Raw genomic sequence first — 24465 nt, 5'->3', positions numbered from 1 at the left:
TCGCCGGACGGCTGCACTGTGTTGAGGGAATCAGTCTCCTCTTTTCGTCGGTGTTCAGTCCTTCGTTGACGACTTCCAATCGGATTAACGACTTCTGTCGAACAACTACTATGACGTCTGCTGACTTCTGTTCAATCACCACACAGAATTACTTCTGCAGGCGCTATTGGTGGTCATCGGGTTTGCTCGAACAGGGTGATGAACCCTGTCCGCCGAGCCTGTTGTAACCAGTGGCTGAGAACTGGGATTGACCAATCGCATGTTGAACAGACCTCCCCGGATAAGAGCATGAACTTTCAGTACACAACCGCCGCATTTACCGTATCTCTCAAACCAGAGGGCTTTGTGATCCTTGGCTCACTCGCCCACGAGACTCGGCCTTGTATACGATTTCTGTCCGTCGGCTCGCACTTTTGCAGTCAGACTGCCTCCGCACAACCCCTCGTGAGATTGCACTTGCCTTAAGCTAGTGGTTATCATCGGTGGGCTTATTCGGCTCCAGATCCGATGCTGGTTTACCCACAGGGGACTTTCACCCCATAAGTTCATGCCCATGCCGGGCGTACCAAAAATTTCCAGGGGGCTGCGCCTGCGGCGCAGCCCCTGAAATTGGCGTTAGCTGTTCCTAAACTTCAGTACCTTTTCTTCCTCTACAGCAAAAGGCTGTTGTCATCTCATATAACCCTCGAAATCAAGACCTGAAACCAGTATTCTCTGCGTACAAAGTTAGCGATTGGGAGCTGTCGTATATTTTTCATCCATGTCAGCCCTAAATGCGCAAAGGAATGTACTGTAAGTTTTATCTTTGCTGGTAGGCGGTAGCGTTCATCAGCAAAAGACTTCTTTGGTTCTGTGCAATCTGGCGATCAGGTTTATTACTTTTTCCAGCGTGCAATGCCGACCATCGAATCAAGAGTTTTTGGCTTATTCCATTCGCATCACCTCCTGAGTTTGTGGTCGGCAAGCAGGTTCAGAGTTTCTTTCATTCGTGCAACGCCAGAATAGGCAACAGAGTTTGTATCTGGGGCAAATAAGCTCAAGATCTGTGAAACTTGTAGCATTTTTAGTTCAGAGTATGTGGCTGGGGTCAGAGTCGATAATATTGGGCAAAAATACGAGAGTTCACAGCTTAGAAGGAACAGCTAAATCGGGTAGCCGGAGGTCTCTAACCTCCAGCCCCCACATCACACCGGCGTGCGGGTCCGCACCGGGCGATTCACCGAGGGTGGTGAAACCTGATCCACAAGTCTTTCAGAGAAACAAGCCCGAGTTTACTGAGAAAACTGTCGTTTAATGCTAACTGTGCCGCATAGGTTTTGCTTAGCCGGTAATACCCTTTGCTACTGGCTGCAATCGAGGCGGCCTTGATGTGATCAACACCTAACCTGATCAAATTTCTGTAACGGGTTTTCGGCTTTCGCCATTGTTTGATAAAACAACAGCGAATCCGCCGACGTATCCATTGATCCAGTCGCGGTATAGGACTGTAATATTCGGTTATCCTGAAATAACCCATCCAGCCCCGGATATATTCGGCCAGCTTCTTCAAGCGATATTCCATCGATACTCCCCAGCTTCGGCTGGTGAGTTTCAGGATTTTTCGCCTGAAGCGGTTCAGACTCTTCTCCGACCAGCGGATTCGCTTCCCTGTGAAGGTAAAACTCAGGAACTCAGCTTCGGTAGCTTTCACCACCTTGCTCTTTGTCGGGTTTATCCTCAGTTTCAGCTTGCGCTCAAGGTAACGTGTGATGCTTTCCATCACTCGCTCCCCGGCTCGCTGGCTGCCAACGAGGATCACAAAGTCATCGCAGTAGCGTGCGAAGCAATGCCCCCGGTACTCCAGTTCCTTGTCCAGGTCATCGAGAAGGACATTCGACAGCAGCGGTGAAAGTGGACCGCCTTGTGGCATACCTACCCGGGTTGGGTAGCATTGCCCATCAACCATGACGCCAGCACGAAGGTAGCGGCCAATCAGCTTCAACAGACGCTTGTCGTGAATCTTTCGAGAGACTCTCGACATAAGAACATCATGGCTGACCGTATCAAAGAATTTACTCAGATCAACATCAACCGCCTGATGCAGCCCCTGCTTAATGTATCGATTAACCTGTTGTACAGCGTCTTGTGCAGACCTTCCCGGTCTGTAACCGAAGCTGCTGGGAGAGAAGTCAGGATCAAAGATGGGTGATAATACCTGCACAATGGCCTGTTGTATCACTCGATCCATGACTGTCGGGATGCCCAGCAACCGTTCTCCACCATCGGGCTTTTCTATAACAGCCCGAAGGACGGGAGATGGTCTGTAAGTCCCATTGAGTAAGGCTTGGCGCGCTGAAGGCCAGTGCTGACGGGCAAAGTCAGGATAGGCTTTAATGGTGATCCCATCTATTCCGGGAGCCCCTTTGTTACTTCTGACTTGTTTCCATGCTTTCAGCAAATTGGCAGGTTCCAGTGCGCAACTCAGTAGATCGTGGTTCAAAGCTGGTTAAAGATTCTTTCGCCAACTCCAGTGAGTCGCCGGACGGCTGCACTGTGTTGAGGGAATCAGTCTCCTCTTTTCGTCGGTGTTCAGTCCTTCGTTGACGACTTCCAATCGGATTAACGACTTCTGTCGAACAACTACTATGACGTCTGCTGACTTCTGTTCAATCACCACACAGAATTACTTCTGCAGGCGCTATTGGTGGTCATCGGGTTTGCTCGAACAGGGTGATGAACCCTGTCCGCCGAGCCTGTTGTAACCAGTGGCTGAGAACTGGGATTGACCAATCGCATGTTGAACAGACCTCCCCGGATAAGAGCATGAACTTTCAGTACACAACCGCCGCATTTACCGTATCTCTCAAACCAGAGGGCTTTGTGATCCTTGGCTCACTCGCCCACGAGACTCGGCCTTGTATACGATTTCTGTCCGTCGGCTCGCACTTTTGCAGTCAGACTGCCTCCGCACAACCCCTCGTGAGATTGCACTTGCCTTAAGCTAGCCCGAATATTTCATAAATGAGCAACAAGTTCCGGAAAAAACATCCCATTCTGATTTTTTCGGAGGTCTGTTGCTCTACTGTCCATGAAAAAGGTATTACAACCCGAACTCACCATTAATTCGGATGTTTTTTGATCAGCACCTGCTTTTTCAGGACAACAGAATTCCCCAACACTCTTTCTGTTGGTCGCTATTTTATTCTGATTGAGTTTATGAAGCTGACTATCCCGGTCGAGGCAGCGGCATTGAATAAAAGACTTCGGTTATATGCTGCAAAAGCCCTTTTATTGGACAGCTGCGGGGCAAGTGAAGTTTGATTCGGTCTTTATACTCAACCACTTTAACCGCGACCTTACAAAGTTTTGTGATCACGGTTGATGGCTGTGCCTTTTCCAGCTCCGTACCTTTCAGTGCCTTGGTTCTCAGCTCATAGTGAAGAACATAAGCAGCGCAGGCGTAAAACATTCTCAGGTGATTTGCCAGAAAGCCTTGATCTGACAAGCGATCACCGGACAAATCACTTTTCAGATGCTTAATGAAGTTCTCATCCTGCCCTCTGGGACAATAAAGGTCTTCATATATTTCCTCGGGGGAAGCCTCCATCATCGAAGTCACAATAAAGCGGGGATTGTCGCCTTTCTGGTTGACCTCTGCCTTATAGATTATCCGGGTGTCCAGCCCTTTCCAGCTTTTTGCCTGATAGTCCGTTTCTCCGTAGAGCCTGAGTCGCTCAGGCTCTGGCATGTTGTTCAGTTTTGCCAGCCCGGTTTTAACGTCGAGAGCTTTCCGCGCTTCATCCAGCAACTCTTTGGCTTTAGGTCGCAAGGCCGTCTTGTGTCCTGCGCCTTTTCCCAGCACGTAGTCGGAGTGAGGGTCATCCTGAACAACCTGCATTAACTCTGGTTGGGCAAAGTGGCTATCCCCACGAACCAGTAAATGGGTTTTCGGCCATCTTGTACGGATCAGCTTAATGAGGCGCTGGAGAATAGCTGCATTCTCTCGGCCTGTGGGTGTTTTTCCAGGACGCAGGATCGAAGTGATCAGCTTGCCGCTGAGCCCCTCAAAGATCATTAAGGGCAAGTAACAGTAGTCTTGATATTTGGCGTTGAACAGGTTCATCTGCTGGCCGCCATGGGTGATAGCAGGCGTATGATCCAGGTCGATAATGATGGCTAATGGCGGGTATTCATAACTGCTGATGAAGTGATCAGCCAGTGCTTTGGTCATATTATAAATATCCCGTTTGGTCATGGACTGACCAAGCCTTGTATACGTTGGAGCGGAAGCCAGATGGTTATCATCGTCCAGTGGGTTTCTTCCATTGGCAAGCTTAAAGATTGGGTCTTTACGCAGATGGTTGCTGTCGTTTGCATCTTCATAACCACAGGCCATTTGCAGAACTCTTTGGGCAATGAGTTCTTGCAGGGTGTGGTCGATGTAGGATTGATGACGTTTATCGTCAATGCCGTCAGTCAGCCTGGATATGATACCGCTGTGAAGCATTGTTTCACGTAGCATCAGGGCGCCAAAATCAGAGGATAATTCTCCGCCATTGAAGTCTGCCCGGATAGTTTTTCCGTTGGAGGGGTGAAAACGAAGCTGTTCTTGTGTAAATTTGTTCATGGCAAGTTCCGGTTTGCTTCTTCCGAAGCATTTTTTTGGTCGACCCAATTATATCAAGTGATTGGGCGGAACTTGCCTCTTTTTATGAAATATCCGGGCTAGTGGTTATCATCGGTGGGCTTATTCGGCTCCAGATCCGATGCTGGTTTACCCACAGGGGACTTTCACCCCATAAGTTCATGCCCATGCCGGGCGTACCAAATGGTTGCAGTTCGTTCGCTTCGCTCACCCGACGTGCCTTCGGCACGCGGCTGAACCAGGCGTTAGCTGGCTACACCAAACCTCAGCTGTTTAGAAAATGCTTAATGACAGATACAATTAAACTTTTTTATAATTATCCCTCCTTTCGCTGCACAAACTTTTTTATTTTTACTTTAATGGAAATTTTATGAAAAAATTTATCTTATTATTCACAGGCTTACTCAGTCTTTTCGCATCAATTTCAGGAAGTGCAAACTCTTCGTCTAAGTTATACAGAGACTACGAGTTTGGCATGACCAAAAATGAAATACTAAAAGATGTTGAGGTTTATGACTGCTCAGAAGAATTTGAACAAGGTGCTTTATGCTTAAATGAACAGCAGTTTGCAGGTGAGTATGTTGATCTTGGCTTTCGCTTTATAAATAACAATCTCGTTTCTGTTATTTTATTCTCAGAAATTACAACAGACAACTACATGACGTTTATGGGTGCTTTAAATTCAAGGTTTCAACTAACTGCTATGAAGAGCGATTATGAAGAAATAGATTTTCTAGATCAGATGAAAAAACACAAAGAGAAACAAATTCTAAAAAATATTACAAACTTTGAACAGAAAGCGTTAGCCCGAATATTTCATAAATGAGCAACAAGTTCCGGAAAAAACATCCCATTCTGATTTTTTCGGAGGTCTGTTGCTCTACTGTCCATGAAAAAGGTATTACAACCCGAACTCACCATTAATTCGGATGTTTTTTGATCAGCACCTGCTTTTTCAGGACAACAGAATTCCCCAACACTCTTTCTGTTGGTCGCTATTTTATTCTGATTGAGTTTATGAAGCTGACTATCCCGGTCGAGGCAGCGGCATTGAATAAAAGACTTCGGTTATATGCTGCAAAAGCCCTTTTATTGGACAGCTGCGGGGCAAGTGAAGTTTGATTCGGTCTTTATACTCAACCACTTTAACCGCGACCTTACAAAGTTTTGTGATCACGGTTGATGGCTGTGCCTTTTCCAGCTCCGTACCTTTCAGTGCCTTGGTTCTCAGCTCATAGTGAAGAACATAAGCAGCGCAGGCGTAAAACATTCTCAGGTGATTTGCCAGAAAGCCCTGATCTGACAAGCGATCACCGGACAAATCACTTTTCAGATGCTTAATGAAGTTCTCATCCTGCCCTCTGGGACAATAAAGGTCTTCATATATTTCCTCGGGGGAAGCCTCCATCATCGAAGTCACAATAAAGCGGGGATTGTCGCCTTTCTGGTTGACCTCTGCCTTATAGATTATCCGGGTGTCCAGCCCTTTCCAGCTTTTTGCCTGATAGTCCGTTTCTCCGTAGAGCCTGAGTCGCTCAGGCTCTGGCATGTTGTTCAGTTTTGCCAGCCCGGTTTTAACGTCGAGAGCTTTCCGCGCTTCATCCAGCAACTCTTTGGCTTTAGGTCGCAAGGCCGTCTTGTGTCCTGCGCCTTTTCCCAGCACGTAGTCGGAGTGAGGGTCATCCTGAACAACCTGCATTAACTCTGGTTGGGCAAAGTGGCTATCCCCACGAACCAGTAAATGGGTTTTCGGCCATCTTGTACGGATCAGCTTAATGAGGCGCTGGAGAATAGCTGCATTCTCTCGGCCTGTGGGTGTTTTTCCAGGACGCAGGATCGAAGTGATCAGCTTGCCGCTGAGCCCCTCAAAGATCATTAAGGGCAAGTAACAGTAGTCTTGATATTTGGCGTTGAACAGGTTCATCTGCTGGCTGCCATGGGTGATAGCAGGCGTATGATCCAGGTCGATAATGATGGCTAATGGTGGGTATTCATAACTGCTGATGAAGTGATCAGCCAGTGCTTTGGTCATATTATAAATATCCCGTTTGGTCATGGACTGACCAAGCCTTGTATACGTTGGAGCGGAAGCCAGATGGTTATCATCGTCCAGTGGGTTTCTTCCATTGGCAAGCTTAAAGATTGGGTCTTTACGCAGATGGTTGCTGTCGTTTGCATCTTCATAACCACAGGCCATTTGCAGAACTCTTTGGGCAATGAGTTCTTGCAGGGTGTGGTCGATGTAGGATTGATGACGTTTATCGTCAATGCCGTCAGTCAGCCTGGATATGATACCGCTGTGAAGCATTGTTTCACGTAGCATCAGGGCGCCAAAATCAGAGGATAATTCTCCGCCATTGAAGTCTGCCCGGATAGTTTTTCCGTTGGAGGGGTGAAAACGAAGCTGTTCTTGTGTAAATTTGTTCATGGCAAGTTCCGGTTTGCTTCTTCCGAAGCATTTTTTTGGTCGACCCAATTATATCAAGTGATTGGGCGGAACTTGCCTCTTTTTATGAAATATCCGGGTTAGAATACATAACCTAAATTCCTTGATGCATATAATCGGGATAGGGAGGCACCTCACGATGCCCCTCCTCCCACACCACCGGGCATACGGATCACGTACCACGGCGGTTCGGTTGATTAATTTAGCAATCTCTCAAGCTATTGAAGGATATCCGTTCTCAGGTTCAACAGGCCACGAATGGCGTGTACTTTACCACCAAGCAGGGAATAAGAACCTTATGACCCTTTATCTTTCGGATACCTTCTCAGACAATTCTATGCTGAGAAAGGTACCATGAAATTTTGCTAACACTGTTCAGTTCTACCCTAAAGCCAGCGAATGTTTCACCTTAGCGATCTTTCGACCTACAGATGCCATACAAACTCTCCAATAGAGCGATTCCCAGTTTCAACCGTTCAGGCCTTCCTGAGATTTCAGTACTATGCCTTCTGCTGACTTCTGTATTGCGGTCACACAGGATTGCTCCTGTGTCAGTTGTTCCTTCAACACAATGCAGACCTCCCGAGGTAAGACACTTAACTTTCACTACGTAGACGCCCAATTTATAAAACGCACCCCGATTGCAGATGGAGGGCTTAATGGTCACGTGCCCACTGGCCCCGAGTACGTCACACCTCATATTGGATTTCTGTTCGTCGCCCCGTAGTTTTGCGTTGGGCTTCCTTCAGACCCTGCCTCGCGGCAACGCCCTTGCCCTTTCGCTAACCTTCGGCTCTGCGAATACCTGGTAAGAGGACTTTCACCTCTCTAGGAGCCTGACCGAGAATAGCTTAGGCAGTCCTCCTAAAGGTTTCGCAAAATTCAAAATGAGCAAAAAACAACCACTTTTTGAGGTTGATTTGCTCATTTTTGCCAATTTACAGCTTTTCTTTACCTTTATGCCGCTTTTTCAACCTTTTTTAAATCCTCAAGACGGAGTGACCCCGTTAAAGCTTTCTTCACAATTTTTTTGAAATTATGCACTGTGCATACCAGTGAAAACTCTGCTTCCACTTTCTCTTTCCCGCGCAGACTGAAACTCCTGAATCCAGAGTTTTTTATCTGACCAAACGGCGGTTCCGCTATTACTTTGCGACGTTCGTATACCGCTTTCGCTTCGCTTGTTTCCATTTTTTTATTCATGGCTTGTCGTGCAGTTTCAAACTTGTCTGTGCGAATTACCTTGCCTGCACTTTTCTTGGAGCCACTGCATCTGGAGCGGTAAGCGCACTCTCGGCATACTTCCTTGTTTGCCCGGTAGCCTTTCCTCTTAGCTTTACTGGCTGGATTGGTAACCAATTTTTCCCCAGCCGGACAGATGAAGACGTCAGCTTCAATATTGTATGTAAAATCCGCTTTGACAAATTTTCGATCAGTATTTTCAAGGTCCGTAACAGCCGGTTTTTCTTCCTTGTCAGTAGCGATATAACCGTCTATTCCATGTTTATCCAAGGTGTGCAGATTTGGCCCTGAAAAATAGCCGTTGTCCATACTCCATTTATCCACAGCCGCGCCATCGGTAGATTCTGACAAAGCCTGAAGAGCAGGCTCTACTTCCTGTACGTCGTTGGCGCGTTGACTGATGTGTTGGCCGACAATGATCTGGTGATCCGCATCTACATTAATTTGAGCATTGTAGCTGTATTCGCAGTACCCCTTCTTGCTCATCATCCGGGCATCATGGTCTGCAAAGCTAATCTGTTTCTTGTCGTCTATTGGCTCGTCCGGATTGAGGGCTTTCTCACGCTCTTCCAGTGCTTTTTTAGCAGCCTTAATTTTCTTCAGCCGTTCTTCTTTAAACAGGAGGTCTTCAGGAATACTGTAGCCATTGGTTTCTTTGTAGGCGTCGTCTTCTTCCTGATCGCACTGGCTGGCTTTTTTGATCAGTTCATCAACCTCAGCGCTGAGTTCTGCCTCTTTGGCTTTAAGCCGGCCGTAGCTCATGGCCTTATGCTTTGAACTGTTGGCTTTGAATTTCGAACCATCCAGGCTGATATGCCCAAGCGATGCCAGTTTCAGCTCCATCGCCAGCTTGACGGACTGTTTGAAACAGTCATGAAAAAACGACAGGTTGTTTTTGCGGAAGTCCCCCAGGACCCGAAAGTTTGGGCAATTCATCTGAGAGATGTACATGAATGCCAAGTCCTGCCGACACCGTTTTTCTATTTCACGGGAGCTGAATACACCATGACTGTAGGCGTAGATCAGGATACCTACGATCAGCTTGGGTGGGTAGGCATGCTGTCCAAGGTGATGGTACTGCTTTTCAACTTCCGAGGTATCAATGTTCTGGAAGATGGTCTCATAGATGTAGCAGTCATGATCTTTGGGAAGAAGATCAAAGATGTTGGTTGGAAACAGCAGGTGCTGGTCGAACTCAACAGGGCTATCCTTGAATTTTGGTGGTGGCGACATCAGGCTTCATCAGGGCTGCGTTTTGAACGCTATTATATCAGATAAATCCTATTCTCGGTCAGGCTCCTAGCTTAAGGCAAGTGCAATCTCACGAGGGGTTGTGCGGAGGCAGTCTGACTGCAAAAGTGCGAGCCGACGGACAGAAATCGTATACAAGGCCGAGTCTCGTGGGCGAGTGAGCCAAGGATCACAAAGCCCTCTGGTTTGAGAGATACGGTAAATGCGGCGGTTGTGTACTGAAAGTTCATGCTCTTATCCGGGGAGGTCTGTTCAACATGCGATTGGTCAATCCCAGTTCTCAGCCACTGGTTACAACAGGCTCGGCGGACAGGGTTCATCACCCTGTTCGAGCAAACCCGATGACCACCAATAGCGCCTGCAGAAGTAATTCTGTGTGGTGATTGAACAGAAGTCAGCAGACGTCATAGTAGTTGTTCGACAGAAGTCGTTAATCCGATTGGAAGTCGTCAACGAAGGACTGAACACCGACGAAAAGAGGAGACTGATTCCCTCAACACAGTGCAGCCGTCCGGCGACTCACTGGAGTTGGCGAAAGAATCTTTAACCAGCTTTGAACCACGATCTACTGAGTTGCGCACTGGAACCTGCCAATTTGCTGAAAGCATGGAAACAAGTCAGAAGTAACAAAGGGGCTCCCGGAATAGATGGGATCATCATTAAAGCCTATCCTGACTTTGCCCGTCAGCACTGGCCTTCAGCGCGCCAAGCCTTGCTCAATGGGACTTACAGACCATCTCCCGTCCTTCGGGCTGTTATAGAAAAGCCCGATGGTGGAGAACGGCTGCTGGGCATCCCGACAGTTATGGATCGAGTGATACAACAGGCCATTGTGCAGGTATTATCACCCATCTTTGACCCTGACTTCTCTCCCAGCAGCTTTGGTTACAGACCGGGAAGGTCTGCACAAGACGCTGTACAACAGGTTAATCAATACATTAAGCAGGGGCTGCATCAGGCGGTTGATGTTGATCTGAGTAAATTCTTTGATACTGTCAGCCACGATGTTCTTATGTCGAGAGTCTCTCGCAAGATTCACGACAAGCGTCTGTTGAAGCTGATTGGCCGCTACCTTCGTGCTGGCGTCATGGTTGATGGGCAATGCTAACCAACCCGGGTAGGTATGCCACAAGGCGGTCCACTTTCACCGCTGCTGTCGAATGTCCTTCTCGATGACCTGGACAAGGAACTGGAGTACCGGGGGCATTGCTTCGCACGCTACTGCGATGACTTTGTGATCCTCGTTGGCAGCCAGCGAGCCGGGGAGCGAGTGATGGAAAGCATCACACGTTACCTTGAGCGCAAGCTGAAACTGAGGATAAACCCGACAAAGAGCAAGGTGGTGAAAGCTACCGAAGCTGAGTTCCTGAGTTTTACCTTCACAGGGAAGCGAATCCGCTGGTCGGAGAAGAGTCTGAACCGCTTCAGGCGAAAAATCCTGAAACTCACCAGCCGAAGCTGGGGAGTATCGATGGAATATCGCTTGAAGAAGCTGGCCGAATATATCCGGGGCTGGATGGGTTATTTCAGGATAACCGAATATTACAGTCCTATACCGCGACTGGATCAATGGATACGTCGGCGGATTCGCTGTTGTTTTATCAAACAATGGCGAAAGCCGAAAACCCGTTACAGAAATTTGATCAGGTTAGGTGTTGATCACATCAAGGCCGCCTCGATTGCAGCCAGTAGCAAAGGGTATTACCGGCTAAGCAAAACCTATGCGGCACAGTTAGCATTAAACGACAGTTTTCTCAGTAAACTCGGGCTTGTTTCCCTGAAAGACTTGTGGATCAGGTTTCACCACCCCCGGTGAATCGCCCGGTGCGGACCCGCACGCCGGTGTGATGTGGGGGCTGGAGGTTAGAGACCTCCGGCTACCCGATTTAGAGCGGTGTTTGGCGACCCACTCTGGATTTACTTTGTCTTTCCAGAATTCATTGCAAGAGTTTTCAACACAGCTCTGCACTTCATGAAACTCAAATTTCATACGCTTAGCTAAGGTATTATGTACCTCTTGCGTGTTTCCTTCCTCAACCAGTTTATATAACTGATCATGAAATTCAAAATAGTGGCGGAGGTTATCTATTGCACCAGACTCAATAAGGGGGGTTTGTGCCCATTCCCTCGAAAAGTTCACTGTACAAAAATTAGACCGCTTTTTTTAGCCTGAAATAAGTTGCCCTGGATACTCCAGCCCTTTCCATTACGTCTTTCATGGGTACTCCTTCACTAATCATGGCTTTGGCTTGATCGGTGCTTTTATGGGGCTTTCTGCCAAACTTAACGCCAGACTCTTTGGCAGCTAAACGACCTTCGTTGGTACGTTCAAGAATGCGCTCTCGCTCTGCTTCGGCAACAGCCGCCAATATCTGGATAATCATTTTTCCCATCGTCCCTTCGGTGCTGAGACTGTTATCCAAGAAGCGAATGGAAACTCCTTTTTTGTAGCAGTTATCAACGATTTTGATCATGTCTGCCGTGTTACGGCCTAAACGATCCATCTTTGTACAAATGATGGTGTCATCTCTTTCGGCTCTGGCCAGCAGTCGTTGCAGTCCATTTCTGTCGTCTGTTTTGCCGGTCATTTTGTCGGTGAAAATCCGGTCTTCACGAACTCCGGCTTTTTTCAGGGCTGAAATCTGAATATCCAGTTTTTGTTGAATCGTTGAAACTCTTGCGTAGCCCAGAAGTGCCATTTTGATCGATCTCAGTATCAAATATCGAAATTGATACTATCAGGTCTCAGAACCAGAAAAATAAGATTTTTGATACCTTTTTTCTCACGCTTCTGTACAGTATCAGATTTTCTAAATTTTGATACTCGAAAAAAGTATAAGCAGTGTATGTCACAGAAGAACGAGAAGCGGATTCACATTCTAAGCCCGAATGAAGTCAGGGAGCTTTATGAACGACCAGTATTCAATCAAGCTGACCGGGAAGATTATTTTTCTCTTGATGCTCATATGCAGGAAATCGTTGCAGGATTGGAAAAGCTGGAAACCAGGCTCTACTTCATTCTCCTTGTTGGCTACTTCCGAGCCAAGCCGGTAATTCCAAAATTCACCCTGGACGATGTAGCTGGAGATACCGAGTATATTCGCAAAACCTATTTCCCTGAAGAGCATATTGTCTTGGGGCAGATGGCCAAGAGTACACGCTCTAAACTGGTTGGCAAGATGCTTGAAACACTGGGTTTTACTCGTTTGTCGAAAGCTCACCAAACACACCTGATTGCGCGTATGAAGGATGTTGCCACCATTTGCACTGATCCCAGATATATTTTTGATGAAGGGCTTGCCTTTCTTGGCCAGCAGCGGATAGCTCTGCCAGGTTACACCAGTTTGCAAAACCTGGTAACAGAGGCTCTTGTGGGAGAGCAGCAGCGCATCGAGGCTGTTCTGTCACAGCAGATGTCTGAAACCACACAACATAAATTGAATAAGATACTCACGACCAAAGGCGCACTGAACAACTTATCGGTCTACAAAGGATCAGCCCGTGATTTCTCACCCTCTGAACTTGACCGGGAGTTGGAAACCCATCAGACCATCAAGGATATCTATCCCGAGTTGAAGTCACTGATTTCTTCCCTGGGACTGTCGCAGGGCAATATGGCTTACTATGCATCCATCGTCCGGCACACCTCTGTTTATAAGGTTCGTCGGTATCCTCACTGGCAGGGACTCTTATATCTGGCCTGCTATCTGTATTTTCGTTACCGGGAAACTAATGACAAGCTGGTCACTTCATTCTGTTATCTGGTTCGTAAATACCGGGAAGCGTCGAAAGCCCACGCCCAGCAGAAAGTCGGAGAGGAGCTGGAGGCTGTCCGCGAGAAACTGAAATTTGCCGGAAATATTCTGCATTATTTTGTGGATGAAAACGTCAGTGACAATCTAACTTTCGGTGAAGTCCGCAAGCAGGCTTTTTCTCTGGTCTCCAAAGAAGAGCTGGGAGCGATCAGTAAACACCTGAATAAAAGTGATTTTGATCTGGCCGGATATCGTTGGGAGTATATTGATAAGCAGTCCAGAAAGGTGGCCAACACCCTGCGGAAATTATTCATCGCTATTGATGTGGAGTGTGATGCCAACCAGGTCATTCTGTCAGAACAGCTGGAACACTCCAGAACTGAGCTGGCAGAGAAGCGCAAACTCACCACTTTTAACCAGAGTTTCATCAAGAAAAGTGAGCGGCCATATCTGGTCGTTGACGGTGAGCTTCATGCAAAACGCTTTGAGTTTTACCTCTATTACCGAATCAGCAAACATCTGGATAGTGGCAAGGCATATATCACTGAAAGCGAGAAAAACAAACGGTTGGAGGATGACCTGATTCCAGTCAGGGATTGGGAAAACAACAAAGAATCCATCATTGCCAAGACCGGCCTGCATCGCCTTCTGACACCAGTCACTCAAACCCTGGATGAACTTGAGGGTCTACTCAATGAGCGCATGACTCAGGTAGGCGAAACCATCGCCAACGATAACAATGACTTTGTAAAGCTCCAGCCCCGCTCAAACCAGCTGGCATGGACTCTGGCAAACCGACGCTGGCGTGATGATATTGATAACCCCATTTACAGCCAGATAAAGCACATGGGGATTATCGAAATCATGAATTACGTTAACCGAAAAACCGGCTTCCTTGATGCATTTGAAGGAATTTCCACAAGGAAACGTAATACCAAAGCTGAGGAGGATGATCTGATTGCCTGTATTTTTGGTAATGGCACCAATTACGGGCTTCACCGGATCGCAGCAATTTCAGACCGCAGCGTAGGTGTTTTACGTGGGGTGAATGATGCGTTTGTCCGGCCTGAAACCATCAGCGCAGCTAATGACCTGATTTCCAATGGCATTGCCAGCCTTCCGGTATTCAAGCACTACACGATCAACGAATCAGCCCCTTTTGGTAGCATCGATGGGCAAAAATACGCCTGCCGTATCAATACCTTCAAGGCCCGATACTCCGACAAGTATTTCCGAAAAGGGAAAGGCGTGTCTGCAATGACGCTGGTCTCTAATCATGTGCCGATTAATACCGCTGTCATTTCGCCAAATGAGTACGAGGGTCACTTTGCCTTTGACTTGCTCTATAACAACAGCAGCGACATCCAGCCCAAGTCGCTGGCAACGGACACCCACGGCATCAACAATGTCAATTTCGCTATTTTGGATATGTTCGGCTATCAGTTTTCTCCACGTTATGCGCGGTTCAAGCGAGGGTAGTGGGGCAAACCTGTTATATTTCATGGATGTCAATGCCAAATTCGATTTTGTTGATCAACAGGCCAATAACAATATCGTGCATTTGTTCTAACTTTGAAAAGCATATTGTCTTTCTGGCCAGACGCTTAATCCAAGTTCTAAAATTCAGGTTTTTACGTTCAATTTTCTGAGTATTTTCTTTTCCAATGATGTGTCTGCTTTCGTCGAGATTACGTTCATAGGCTCCCCAATCATCAGTATAAAATTTCTTGATACCAAATGGTTCAAGAAGCTCTTTTAGTTTTTTGAAAACCTCATCCTTTCGTTTCCCAAAAACGTAAGCCAAAACAGTATTGGTCGCATGATCAACTGCATGCCAAAGCCAACGCTGGTTACTTTTTTCAAACACATACGACCACTGTTCATCTATCTCAGCCTCTTGGCAGGCACGGCCTACGTGAATCACAGCACCCGTTCCAAGATCCATTTTCTGAATATTTGGATTAACTTGAACTAAGCCTTTCTCTTTTTTTTAATGTGTTTATTACTGTTTTTTTATTGATTCCCAAAACCCTGCTTGTATCCCTGATGCCGCCACCATTAATTGCCATATCGACGACTTTTTCTTTAACGCCTGGCTCATAAGCTTTATACCGGTACTCAAGCATAAAGGACTTGGTTTCACATTCAGCATTACAGCAAAAGTAGCGAGGAACATTATGAACACTGTAACCAAAGCTTTTAACATCATTACCGCCACATTTCGGGCAGTGAACTGGTGTGGAGCACATTTTCATATCGCACCATGACAAATACGGCATACGCCGTATTTTAGCAAACAACTACAAAATATCAGGTTTACCCCACTACCCAAGCGAGCTTTCAATGATCAGTTTGAGGTAGTTGGTGGGAAGGGTGATTTGGAAATCAGGCTGAAAAAGCCTATAAACCGCAGGCTGATCGAGCAGGAATGGGATCAGATTCAGCATATTGTTTGCTCACTGAGCCGGAAGGCCACTCAGCAGAGTACGGTGATCAGAAAGCTTTCCAACAACAAGCGAAACAGCAGAACCCTGTCAGCCCTGCATGAGTATGACCGGCTGATTAAATGCCTCTACCTTCTTGATTACGTTGATAACAAAACCCTGAGACAGTTCGTGCAGCAGGCACTAAACCGGGGTGAGGCTTATCACCAGCTGCGAAAAGCCATCGCTTCAGTTAATGGCAATCTGTTCCGGGGTGGCAATGACTATCAGATCGACCAATGGAATGACTGTGCCAGGCTGATCGCCAACAGCATCATTTACTATAACTCGGCACTACTGTCAGCACTGATTGAAAAGTTCCAGAAAGACGGCAACCAAAGAGTCGTTGATATGATTGCCAGCTTCTCACCTGTGGCCTGGACTCATATACAGCTGGCAGGAAACTATGTCTTTGGCAATCGTGATGGTCTGTTGAACCTCTATAGTATGTTGGAAAGCGTTGACCCTCTGGCAAACTATGAGCCTGACGATCAGGATCTTGCGGCTTAGACACTAAAAATGGTATTGATAACATTCTCGCCTTGGCAGAACGCATAGATAGCTTGCTGGTGAAAAGAGAAGAAAGACCTGTCAAGCTGACCAATAATCATTGAAGTGGCAAGTTTCTACTTTGCCGCTTCCCTAAAGCCAGCATAAACTGTCGGAACATTTATTGATTTAATGGTCCTTCTATCAGAGTTGGTATCAAGCGGCGAGCAGCCCTCTCAGTGAGCAAAGAATAGTTTTGTTAATCAGTTTGTTATGAACTCTCCTCATAAATCACATGACCCGAGCCAATGGGGAGATTGGGCACATAACTTATCAACTCATCAAAATCGAACAGAGGCTGCCACTTTTTCTTGTCGGATCGTTCCTGTCTTGGTCGCCACTTCATAACCTTGGGTATGCTATATCCTGATGCTACAACTATGGTGCCAAAATTATCATCACCGGTCTTGTAGTCATCCTCGAAATAGTCGATTTTGAATGAATAACCGGTGTGCCTTATAACCCTAAGTCCCTCAAAGCTGTGAATATTGACGGCCTCGACCATTTCATCAAACTTTTTCTGGTCTTTTATGCACTCACTATGGCGACTGAGAACTTTATCTAGTGTCTTCAACACTACATCTTTATCCGCCCTGATACTTTGAATAGCTTTTGAAGCTCTGGGCCTGACACCTGAAAGACCTGTGACTACTCTCGGTGGGAGGCATGATCTAGTCTTCTTATTCAGGCATGATCTCAGCTCTATTGAGGCCAGCTTAATATCATCTATAGACGGCCTGATATCTGCCAGTGTATTTTCATTGACCAGAACCAAGTACTTTTCACGCCAGTAACCCCCGTCGTCTCTTTGTCTGGACTCAAGACCTAGCAAGTCGTGAACTTCGTAAACCTCAGCGCCTTCAAGATGCTCAATAGATTTAACAAACTGTCTGATGCTTCGGTAGTAGCCTGTAATGTCATTTCTGAAAGACAATATGAAACCTCACTAAGTATATAATAGGTTAATTAACCTATTATATACTTAATAAAATATCCGCAAGAATGCGGGCTATGAGTGATTAGTGAATGGCAGCCAGGGCTGCTAGTGGGTCTACTTCTGGAGCCTTATCAACAGGAGTTACCGACTCGATAATTCCGGCAGGTTTAAATCGGTCAATATGAGCGAATTCACGAACGTGCTTGCAGAAGTACGGCTTTGCAGTTGTCTGCTTGTTTCGGACAGAGAATGACAGAAACCATTCGTGCATTTCTGCCGGCAGCTCTTTGAAGTTGGTAAATATCTCGTACAGGGTGCAGAAGCTCTCCTGTGGGTTTTTACCGTTATGACTACCAACAGAACCTGAATAGTACATCTTTTCTTTATATGAAAAATTGAAACCACTCTTATGCTTAACGAGGTCTTTGCCGATCTTCTTCTTAGAGATGTTCAACCATTGGATGCCGAGTTCTTCATAGATCATGTTAGGAACTTCATCGCGGTTGTCCTGTCGGCATTTGCTAATAGCATCAAAGACAGTCTGCTTGCCAAATGAGCTGGCGTCAGGGTTGTCAGCAAGCATCTTTGCAATTGCAGCTCTTGGTTTTTTGCGGGCTTTCGAGTTTTTCTCATACCGTTCAAAAAAACCACGGCCAACTTTCTGTGCTTCACCTGCAATCAGATCATTTTTGTAGCCGTTAATATAGATATGATCTGGAATAATACTTCGACTGGTTTCCGCAAAAATCATGTACTTCCCAGTTTCAGGGTAGAATGCAACGGGGTTGCGATCTTTTGTATAAGTGCCATCCTTCTTCATGCGGCCAAAGACAAGGTCTGCATCGTCATTCATGATGCCTTTCAAAAGGTTGACCTCTTTGTCATTCAGTTTGGAGAACTTCAGACCATCGCAGGTAACAATACCCCGGTAATATTCAAAGCAATCCGTAGTGTCTTCTGTTTCATCGCCTTCCTCGTCATCTGAAATGACATCATCGTCTTTGATTCGTACTGGTTCAATGAACCAGACTCCCTCTGGTATCGTGCAACGCTCCATAAGGAACTTACCGTCAAGGATCTCAGCCTTGATAACAAGCTGCGCCATGTCACAGAGAATGGATGTCTCAGGATTTTTAACGGCATCAATATTTTCAATAACAACCGCCTGAGAGGGTATATTATGATTGACAGCCTTGAACTCCTTGTACGGGTCAACCTTGTCTCTATAGCTTTCTTCTGAATTCACGATCAGAAGAACAAGATCACCGTCGCATACATCGCCACCATATTCGACCGTAAACTTGTCTTCAGAGCCCTTAATAGCTTTCGCGATACCCTTGCGAACCTTGTCGATCTTGGTGGTATCAGATTTATTAATGACTCTTAAAGTGCGTGAGGAAATAACCTCTTTGATCTGTTCATATTCACCATCTTTTGCCTTACCAAGGGCACCCCAGTCGTAGACAGTATCAAATTCGCGCCACTTAAAAGTAAGACTGACTGCTCCGCCGTATGCGCTGTGGATTTTCTCAATCTGATCAAACATGACACCAGCTCTGGTGCGCTCTGTGGATGCAAGAGTGTCATGGTCAACATGGTATGCACTCACGCGATTGTTGCCGCGTTTAATGCTGCATTTGCAAAACTCACCGTCAGAGATAGTGCTCAGCTCACCAGTATCTTCAATGATTTCCTGCTCACCTCTATTGTTATAAACAGGCACCACAAAATCAGGTGTCAGCCTGAAAGGCTCAGAAGCAAGCAGGACATCCTTACGCTTCTTCTTCATTCCAGACTTTTCTACAGCCTCCTTGTTCGTGAACGTTTGAGTGCCTGCTTTGAAGACTGCCGGTAGTTTTGAACCACCACTTCTTTCAGTTGTTGAAAGCTTCCAGTCCGGGGCGAGCTGACAATGGACACTCAGAATCTCGGTGACATCACTCCATCTTTTCGCACCGATTATACGGTAGCATCGCTCCTCATGGGTTGCCAAATGAGCATAACCGTCGTCACCGACCAGTCTCTCTACGCCATTCATGCCGTTCACAATCAGGTGCTCAATAACCCAACTCATAAGACGGTTGTGGTTACTTGAGTCTGTCTTGTTCAGGCCATAGGCACTTACATCAAACCCCTTCCTGACCATAAATGCTTTGTAGCCCGGATAACCTTTTTTGGCTTTTTGATGGTTTGAAGCCAGCAGGCCACCTGACTCATTCATAGCCTTACTGATGGAAATCGAACGCTCACGATATTCACTGTCAGGTGTATTTTCATCACCAAGGTGGTATGTGTAGAAATCGAACATGCCATACAGAGCGTCGATATTTATAACAGTATTAAAACGGTCAATCTCATTAGTCTGAGCACGAATACCTTCAGCTAAAGGCTTCAAGTCCGTTGGCTTTTTGTATTTAGCCACTTTCACTCCTTGATGCCCCTCATTCCTGTGGGGCTGTTTTCTCAATTATTTATAAAGTTACGAATGCGCTGCATGCGGCCGGGGATTACTTCTGGCTTGTGGTTGTACATGAGGCCGGGAATAACCATCACATTATCATCATTGGTTCCAGTAACCTTGCTAAACCTGTCGGTGTGATAGATGTCACGATTACCGTCGAAATCAAGCATATTCATATAGATCACACGGTTAATGCCGGTGATGCCTGAAACCTTTTCTATTTTGTCAGCTGCACCCTCTTTCAGCATTCGGGACATACGCCAAAACTTCACATCGACCAGTGCTTTGTTGCCAGTTCTACGGTCTGTGATGGTGAAGTCAAACTTCTCCTCCAGCCCCTTTGGTAATGGCTCACAGATAAAACCTGCATCCTTCAGAAGTGCCTCGCATGCCTGCTCACTCACTGCTGCCCTGTAAATATTGGTGAATACAACAGGTGTCATCATGCACTGACCAGACTCCCAGGCAGTAGCAAATCCACGATCTTCAAAATGTTTCCGGATGACAGGGTTGCCTGTGATGTGGGACAGGTTTGCTTCATCTGCACAGACACGCTTAACACCACCACCAGAGAACCCATCAAAGAATTCATACTTGCGGATATTTCTGTATCCCATCCCCCAAGGTGAGGAATCATCCGGTGTACCAAGATACTTGTATGAAGCTTCATCACCATCTGGCTTTGGAACCTTGATGTAGATGCAGGACAGATCATCCGGAATATCCTCATCAGAGATCAACGTGGGATTCTCCAGAACATACACACGAAGCCTGTCCCATCGTTTCACTACCAGCCTGGACGACACCCGGCGTTTCTCTCTCTCCCTCTCAACGTTCTCAATGGTTTTACTTCTGATGCCATCAGCCACTCTATCCAAATTTTCAGCTATAGCTTTCTGAGTAGTGAGTATATCCTTGCCGCCTTTTTCACAATTTCTGATAACCTCAACGAAGCTACCAACCTGACTAACCCCGCCAACCTCATCACTGGCCGATTCAAGAATATCTACCATTTCCCAAAAAGACGGCTCTGGCATTTCAGATATGGCCTTAGCTGCATCGAAAAGCGCATCAGCCGAAGGGGTGGGAATGTCAGACTCAATATGATCTTCGTACCGGCTGTAGCTGTTGATAGCCTTAACCTGACGCATGATCTTATCATGAGCCTTAACGTTGGCATCGAAAGCAGCTCTGGTCATATCATCAAGCTCACTGGTAACGATCAGTACTGAATCTATACATTCTTCAGTAGCTACTTTCTTGGCCTCTTTCATCAGAGCTATGTATTCATGGCTTAGTAGATCGTGGCTACGGTTATCCCGGCTGATAATGTCTATCAAACCATGGTCGGCGTAGATATTAATAAACTTCCGTTTGAACGATGAGCGAGCCATGCGACCCACGGCCTGCTCTATGTACTTGATAACAGCAGAGCAGTAGTCGCGGCTGTTTTCAAAAGTTGAGTGGGTGGAAATCTTCGACATGTATGCTCCAACAAACTGAGCAACCGTTTTATCCCTTTGCTTGCCCTCCATAGCATTCAGCACAAACTGCTTGGCCTTTTTGCCATCTATAACTCCAGCTTCCTTCAGGCACATGAGGTTATAGAACAGGGTTAGTCGTGTATTTGTATCCATCAGGCGACTGTTACTATCACCACATGGAAACATAAAAGTGGGAAGGTCTACATACAGTGAATCGATATCTGCCTTTTTTTCATCAATCTTTGGTCGAGTGTCATCGACCTTGATCAGGCTATTTACGTCAGCCTTCACCCCAGGAATATACTGAGGATTTTTACCAGCACCAAAAGACTGGAACGAGGAGAGAATAATCACTTTCCTGGTGGCAGAACTACTGAGTACCCCCAGTGCTTCATCGAACTCCCCCGCTCGCATTGCATCAGCATTCATTTTTACAAATAGCTTCGGTTTTTCACCTTTATCTGCAAACTTTGCCAGTGCCTTTTTAATCAGCTTCTTTTCTTGATCATTTCCACCAATACCGCGAGAACAGAGGCACAGCATGTAGCGTGTGTCTTCCTGCTCAGTAAATTCTCTCATGGCTTGAAGAACACGACTGAGCTGGCCGACCCTCCCGTCTATGCTGCTGCTATCAGGAACTTCATCAAATGTTGCTTCTACAGCCGAAAGCATGGCTCCATAATCTCCGTCAAAAACATCGACAAGTGTCTTCTCCCAGGATTTTGTGAAGTTGATATTAATCTTCACACCATGACCAACATAGTTCCTTTTCTGGCAGTACTCTTCATGGACACGATGAGCCTGCTCAGGGGTCATTTCAACAAACCGTTTGCTGAGCTGACGCTTCATGCCGTCATAGTCAAAGTTGTGAAGTGAAGTCTTTGCGTTAGCTGTAGCAGAAATACCGATTACTTCAGCACCACCCGTAACAATCCCCATCAAAACGCCGGTAGCGGACATTGGAAGTTTATACTGCTGGAACTCTACAGAATCTTCGCTGGCATCCTCTCGTGTAACTCGTGTGTAGTTGAAGCCAGAGGTATGAAATCCTGTATCAACAACGGGCGTACTGTCCAGATTGATCCGCAGGCTCGAAGTCTTGGTGATATAGTCGTAAACGTCACTGCTGATAGACTTTATGCCATAGTATTTGATAAGCGACTTAATAGCTCCGCCTAGCGATGCACGCTTTGCGTCTACCTCTGTAACATTTTTAAGAATTTTGTAGGCAGCACGCTTCAGGCTTCCAAGAAACTGGACATAGGCAAAGCTCATTTCATTGATTACTTTTGGGAAACCATCGCCGTCAGAATCAGAGCTGTCAGAGTCTTTATTGCCAGTAGTGATCATGTGGACTGCATGGCGTGTACTGGCGGGTTTAGCTGTTACCCATTCAATATCACTGTCGTCGTACTCTTCCTTCGTACTTCTTAGCATACCGTTGAAAACCATTGCTGGAAGGCTACCCATAGAAGAGAAAGCCTGAACAGGATCTTGAGAAGAAAGAGCCTTGCTCACGTTCCAGGAATGGTCAGGAGGGAAACTGCCACAAGCTACCTCGATGATTTTCTCGAAAGCAGGCTTCATGATTTCTTCGACACCTTCATATCTTTGAGTATTGCTCAACTTGTATGAAGTTGCCGCTTCATGAGCAGCTCGAAAACCATCAACGATCTTGTAAGACCGACCTTCAATGATTGTCTTGGCAATAACACTCTCCTGCTTATCAGACTCGTCAATAAACAGAAGGTGTTCTTTATAGTCGTTCTGGAAGTTGAACCGGCCTCGGCTATGAGTAATAGCATTAAGATATTTAGCCGTAGTCATGAACAGAACTGTCACATCACCATTCACAAACCGGGTTGCAGGAAATACTTTAGTGATCTTAGTTTCGAGCCCCTTATCGACTGCCTTTTCGTCCTGCTCACACTTCTTGACGTATTGCCGGTATACGCCAATGAGTTCACGATTAATCTCATCACAAGCCTTGCCAAAGTCAGCTTTGGTGACAGGGTCATCACCTTTGAGCTTGTAGCGTCTTTCGCACTCATCCAGACAAGCCTTCAGTGTTTCCGAGTCTGAGAAGTGGTTTTCTATTACTGGCTTGACCGTGGATTCAAACACGTCAGCCACTTGATCACGGTTAGCTTTCAAGAATATTACCTGAGACTTGAGGAAGCTTCGCTGGAAGTCATCAAGCCGTCGGTCATCCTTTATGTGGTCTAAAAGCTCATCACGAAAACCCTTGATGTTATCTCCGGTGTCGGTGATAGCAACTATCGGCTTTCTTTCTATCTTCCTTTCAGAAATGGCTACAAGGCGAGATAACATCTTTTCAGAGTGAGTCTTGATACCTTCATCAGCCGCTGACTCAACGATCAGGTTATTAACTTCACTACATCTGGTAACCAGGGCATCCATGAATGACAGGTAGGATGAGCTTTCGTTATTCCAAAATTTCCTGTCTTTTAGTTTTTTCAGTGTGATGCTGGCTGCAAGAGCAGGGCTACGCTGAGTCTTGCCAAAACCTGTGATGCCGGACGCCCATTCAAGAAAGTCAGCCGCAGAAACAATGGCATCATTCATGTTGGGGATATAAGCGTTTTTGGCGACATCAATCAGTTCATCCAGAATGAATGCTGCCGAAGCGTATGTCTTGCCGATTCCTGTCTGGCAACGGAGGAGGAATAACCAGCCTGGGGAAGTAGTGCCATCTTCTCGTTTGATCTTTGGCACTGTTTCTCTGGCACTAGAGACAATCTCTCGCTTAACAGCAGCAAGCGATGAGTTGAGCCTGAAGCCATTCACATTGCTGAATGTGTACTTCACCATAAACCCTTATGTTTTTATATAATAAATTAATTAGCCTATTATATCTATAAGATGAATGACATGATACGACAGTGATGGAGAGTTTTTAAGAGCCTGAAGCGAAACTGGGCAGATCATCAATCTAAGACTGTAAGTACGGCCCATACGGGATATTAGAAGCGATGTTGTTGACTGATAACCTCGCACTGACAGGTTGAGAATTGTCTTCTAATTGTTTTGCATACATTTATTTCCATCGGGCAGTAGATCCCGACACACAAAAATCCCCCAGTCCAAAGTAGACTCGGTTCTCTGGGCTACAAAATCTTCAGGTTGGAAGGAGACATTGGTCACAGTAAAATTTCTTGCCTTGACTCCATAGAAAGCTTTATTGAGATGAAAAACCTTCACTATAAAAATGT

Annotated in this window: 14 protein-coding genes and 1 pseudogene; 5 read left to right on the top strand and 10 right to left on the bottom strand. The window is 46.2% G+C overall.

The window, feature by feature from the left end:
• Positions 1–1216: 1216 nt before the first annotated feature.
• Together ltrA (NX722_RS08390) and NX722_RS08385 are read right to left on the bottom strand one after the other, a co-directional pair.
• The gene (gene ltrA, locus NX722_RS08390; protein WP_262565434.1) at positions 1217–2479 is read right to left on the bottom strand and encodes a group II intron reverse transcriptase/maturase; all 1263 of its coding nucleotides are present in this window, start codon (positions 2477–2479) and stop codon (positions 1217–1219) included.
• 726 nt (positions 2480–3205) lie between these two features.
• Positions 3206–4606, bottom strand: a complete 1401-nt coding sequence (locus NX722_RS08385; protein ID WP_262563762.1) for an IS1380 family transposase — start codon at positions 4604–4606, stop codon at positions 3206–3208.
• Between the two features lie 388 nt (positions 4607–4994).
• On the opposite strand from NX722_RS08385, the gene NX722_RS08380 reads away from it, so the two are divergent.
• Positions 4995–5450: a hypothetical protein gene (locus NX722_RS08380; protein ID WP_262567604.1), complete on the top strand. Its 456-nt coding sequence runs from the start codon at positions 4995–4997 to the stop codon at positions 5448–5450.
• Between the two features lie 201 nt (positions 5451–5651).
• Here the strand turns inward: NX722_RS08380 and NX722_RS08375 are convergent, their stop codons facing one another.
• Together NX722_RS08375 and NX722_RS08370 are read right to left on the bottom strand one after the other, a co-directional pair.
• Positions 5652–7052: an IS1380 family transposase gene (locus NX722_RS08375; RefSeq protein ID WP_262567603.1), complete on the bottom strand. Its 1401-nt coding sequence runs from the start codon at positions 7050–7052 to the stop codon at positions 5652–5654.
• 975 nt (positions 7053–8027) lie between these two features.
• Positions 8028–9545, bottom strand: a complete 1518-nt coding sequence (locus NX722_RS08370) for an IS1182 family transposase (protein WP_262563985.1) — start codon at positions 9543–9545, stop codon at positions 8028–8030.
• A gap of 571 nt (positions 9546–10116) precedes the next feature.
• Here NX722_RS08370 and ltrA (NX722_RS08365) point away from each other — a divergent pair.
• Together ltrA (NX722_RS08365) and NX722_RS08360 are read left to right on the top strand one after the other, a co-directional pair.
• A pseudogene (gene ltrA / locus NX722_RS08365) lies at positions 10117–10932 on the top strand (group II intron reverse transcriptase/maturase); the annotation flags it as partial.
• The gene (locus NX722_RS08360) at positions 10906–11379 is read left to right on the top strand and encodes a group II intron maturase-specific domain-containing protein (RefSeq protein ID WP_262568631.1); all 474 of its coding nucleotides are present in this window, start codon (positions 10906–10908) and stop codon (positions 11377–11379) included. The pseudogene ltrA (NX722_RS08365) and the gene NX722_RS08360, both read left to right, overlap by 27 nt.
• Positions 11380–11713: 334 nt before the next feature.
• Here the strand turns inward: NX722_RS08360 and NX722_RS08355 are convergent, their stop codons facing one another.
• Positions 11714–12262, bottom strand: coding sequence for a recombinase family protein (locus NX722_RS08355; RefSeq protein ID WP_262567602.1), 549 nt, complete (start codon positions 12260–12262; stop codon positions 11714–11716).
• A gap of 147 nt (positions 12263–12409) precedes the next feature.
• Between NX722_RS08355 and NX722_RS08350 the strand changes: the two genes are divergently transcribed.
• On the top strand, positions 12410–14797 hold the full coding sequence (locus NX722_RS08350) for a Tn3 family transposase (protein ID WP_262567601.1): 2388 nt from the start codon (positions 12410–12412) through the stop codon (positions 14795–14797).
• 13 nt (positions 14798–14810) lie between these two features.
• Here NX722_RS08350 and NX722_RS08345 read toward each other — a convergent pair whose 3' ends face one another.
• Positions 14811–15263, bottom strand: a complete 453-nt coding sequence (locus NX722_RS08345) for an IS1 family transposase (RefSeq protein ID WP_262566540.1) — start codon at positions 15261–15263, stop codon at positions 14811–14813.
• 16 nt (positions 15264–15279) lie between these two features.
• A complete protein-coding gene (locus NX722_RS08340) occupies positions 15280–15573 on the bottom strand; it encodes an IS1-like element transposase (protein ID WP_262566541.1) in 294 nt (97 codons plus the stop codon).
• A 123-nt stretch (positions 15574–15696) separates the two neighbouring features.
• On the opposite strand from NX722_RS08340, the gene NX722_RS08335 reads away from it, so the two are divergent.
• On the top strand, positions 15697–16311 hold the full coding sequence (locus NX722_RS08335; RefSeq protein ID WP_262567600.1) for a transposase: 615 nt from the start codon (positions 15697–15699) through the stop codon (positions 16309–16311).
• Positions 16312–16561: 250 nt separating this feature from the next.
• Here the strand turns inward: NX722_RS08335 and NX722_RS08330 are convergent, their stop codons facing one another.
• From NX722_RS08330 to NX722_RS08320, 3 genes are all read right to left on the bottom strand, one after another.
• A complete protein-coding gene (locus NX722_RS08330; protein WP_262567599.1) occupies positions 16562–17284 on the bottom strand; it encodes a hypothetical protein in 723 nt (240 codons plus the stop codon).
• Positions 17285–17369: 85 nt separating this feature from the next.
• Positions 17370–19709: a hypothetical protein gene (locus NX722_RS08325; protein ID WP_262567598.1), complete on the bottom strand. Its 2340-nt coding sequence runs from the start codon at positions 19707–19709 to the stop codon at positions 17370–17372.
• Positions 19710–19750: 41 nt separating this feature from the next.
• Positions 19751–24064 (bottom strand): hypothetical protein, encoded by a 4314-nt coding sequence (locus NX722_RS08320; protein WP_262567597.1) that lies wholly within the window; start codon positions 24062–24064, stop codon positions 19751–19753.
• Between the last annotated feature and the right edge of the window lie 401 nt (positions 24065–24465).

Source organism: Endozoicomonas gorgoniicola (assembly GCF_025562715.2).
GTDB lineage: Bacteria > Pseudomonadota > Gammaproteobacteria > Pseudomonadales > Endozoicomonadaceae > Endozoicomonas_A > Endozoicomonas_A gorgoniicola.
This window is presented reverse-complemented; position numbering and strand designations above follow the sequence as displayed.

What these genes read in the sequence shown, in the direction of transcription:
- NX722_RS08385 (WP_262563762.1), bottom strand. Translation starts at nt 4,606, where the DNA reads ATGAACAAATTTACACAAGAACAGCTTCGTTTTCACCCCTCCAACGGA.
- NX722_RS08380 (WP_262567604.1), top strand. Translation starts at nt 4,995, where the DNA reads ATGAAAAAATTTATCTTATTATTCACAGGCTTACTCAGTCTTTTCGCA.
- NX722_RS08375 (WP_262567603.1), bottom strand. Translation starts at nt 7,052, where the DNA reads ATGAACAAATTTACACAAGAACAGCTTCGTTTTCACCCCTCCAACGGA.
- NX722_RS08370 (WP_262563985.1), bottom strand. Translation starts at nt 9,545, where the DNA reads ATGTCGCCACCACCAAAATTCAAGGATAGCCCTGTTGAGTTCGACCAG.
- NX722_RS08355 (WP_262567602.1), bottom strand. Translation starts at nt 12,262, where the DNA reads ATGGCACTTCTGGGCTACGCAAGAGTTTCAACGATTCAACAAAAACTG.
- NX722_RS08350 (WP_262567601.1), top strand. Translation starts at nt 12,410, where the DNA reads ATGTCACAGAAGAACGAGAAGCGGATTCACATTCTAAGCCCGAATGAA.
- NX722_RS08345 (WP_262566540.1), bottom strand. Translation starts at nt 15,263, where the DNA reads ATGGATCTTGGAACGGGTGCTGTGATTCACGTAGGCCGTGCCTGCCAA.
- NX722_RS08340 (WP_262566541.1), bottom strand. Translation starts at nt 15,573, where the DNA reads ATGAAAATGTGCTCCACACCAGTTCACTGCCCGAAATGTGGCGGTAAT.
- NX722_RS08320 (WP_262567597.1), bottom strand. Translation starts at nt 24,064, where the DNA reads ATGGTGAAGTACACATTCAGCAATGTGAATGGCTTCAGGCTCAACTCA.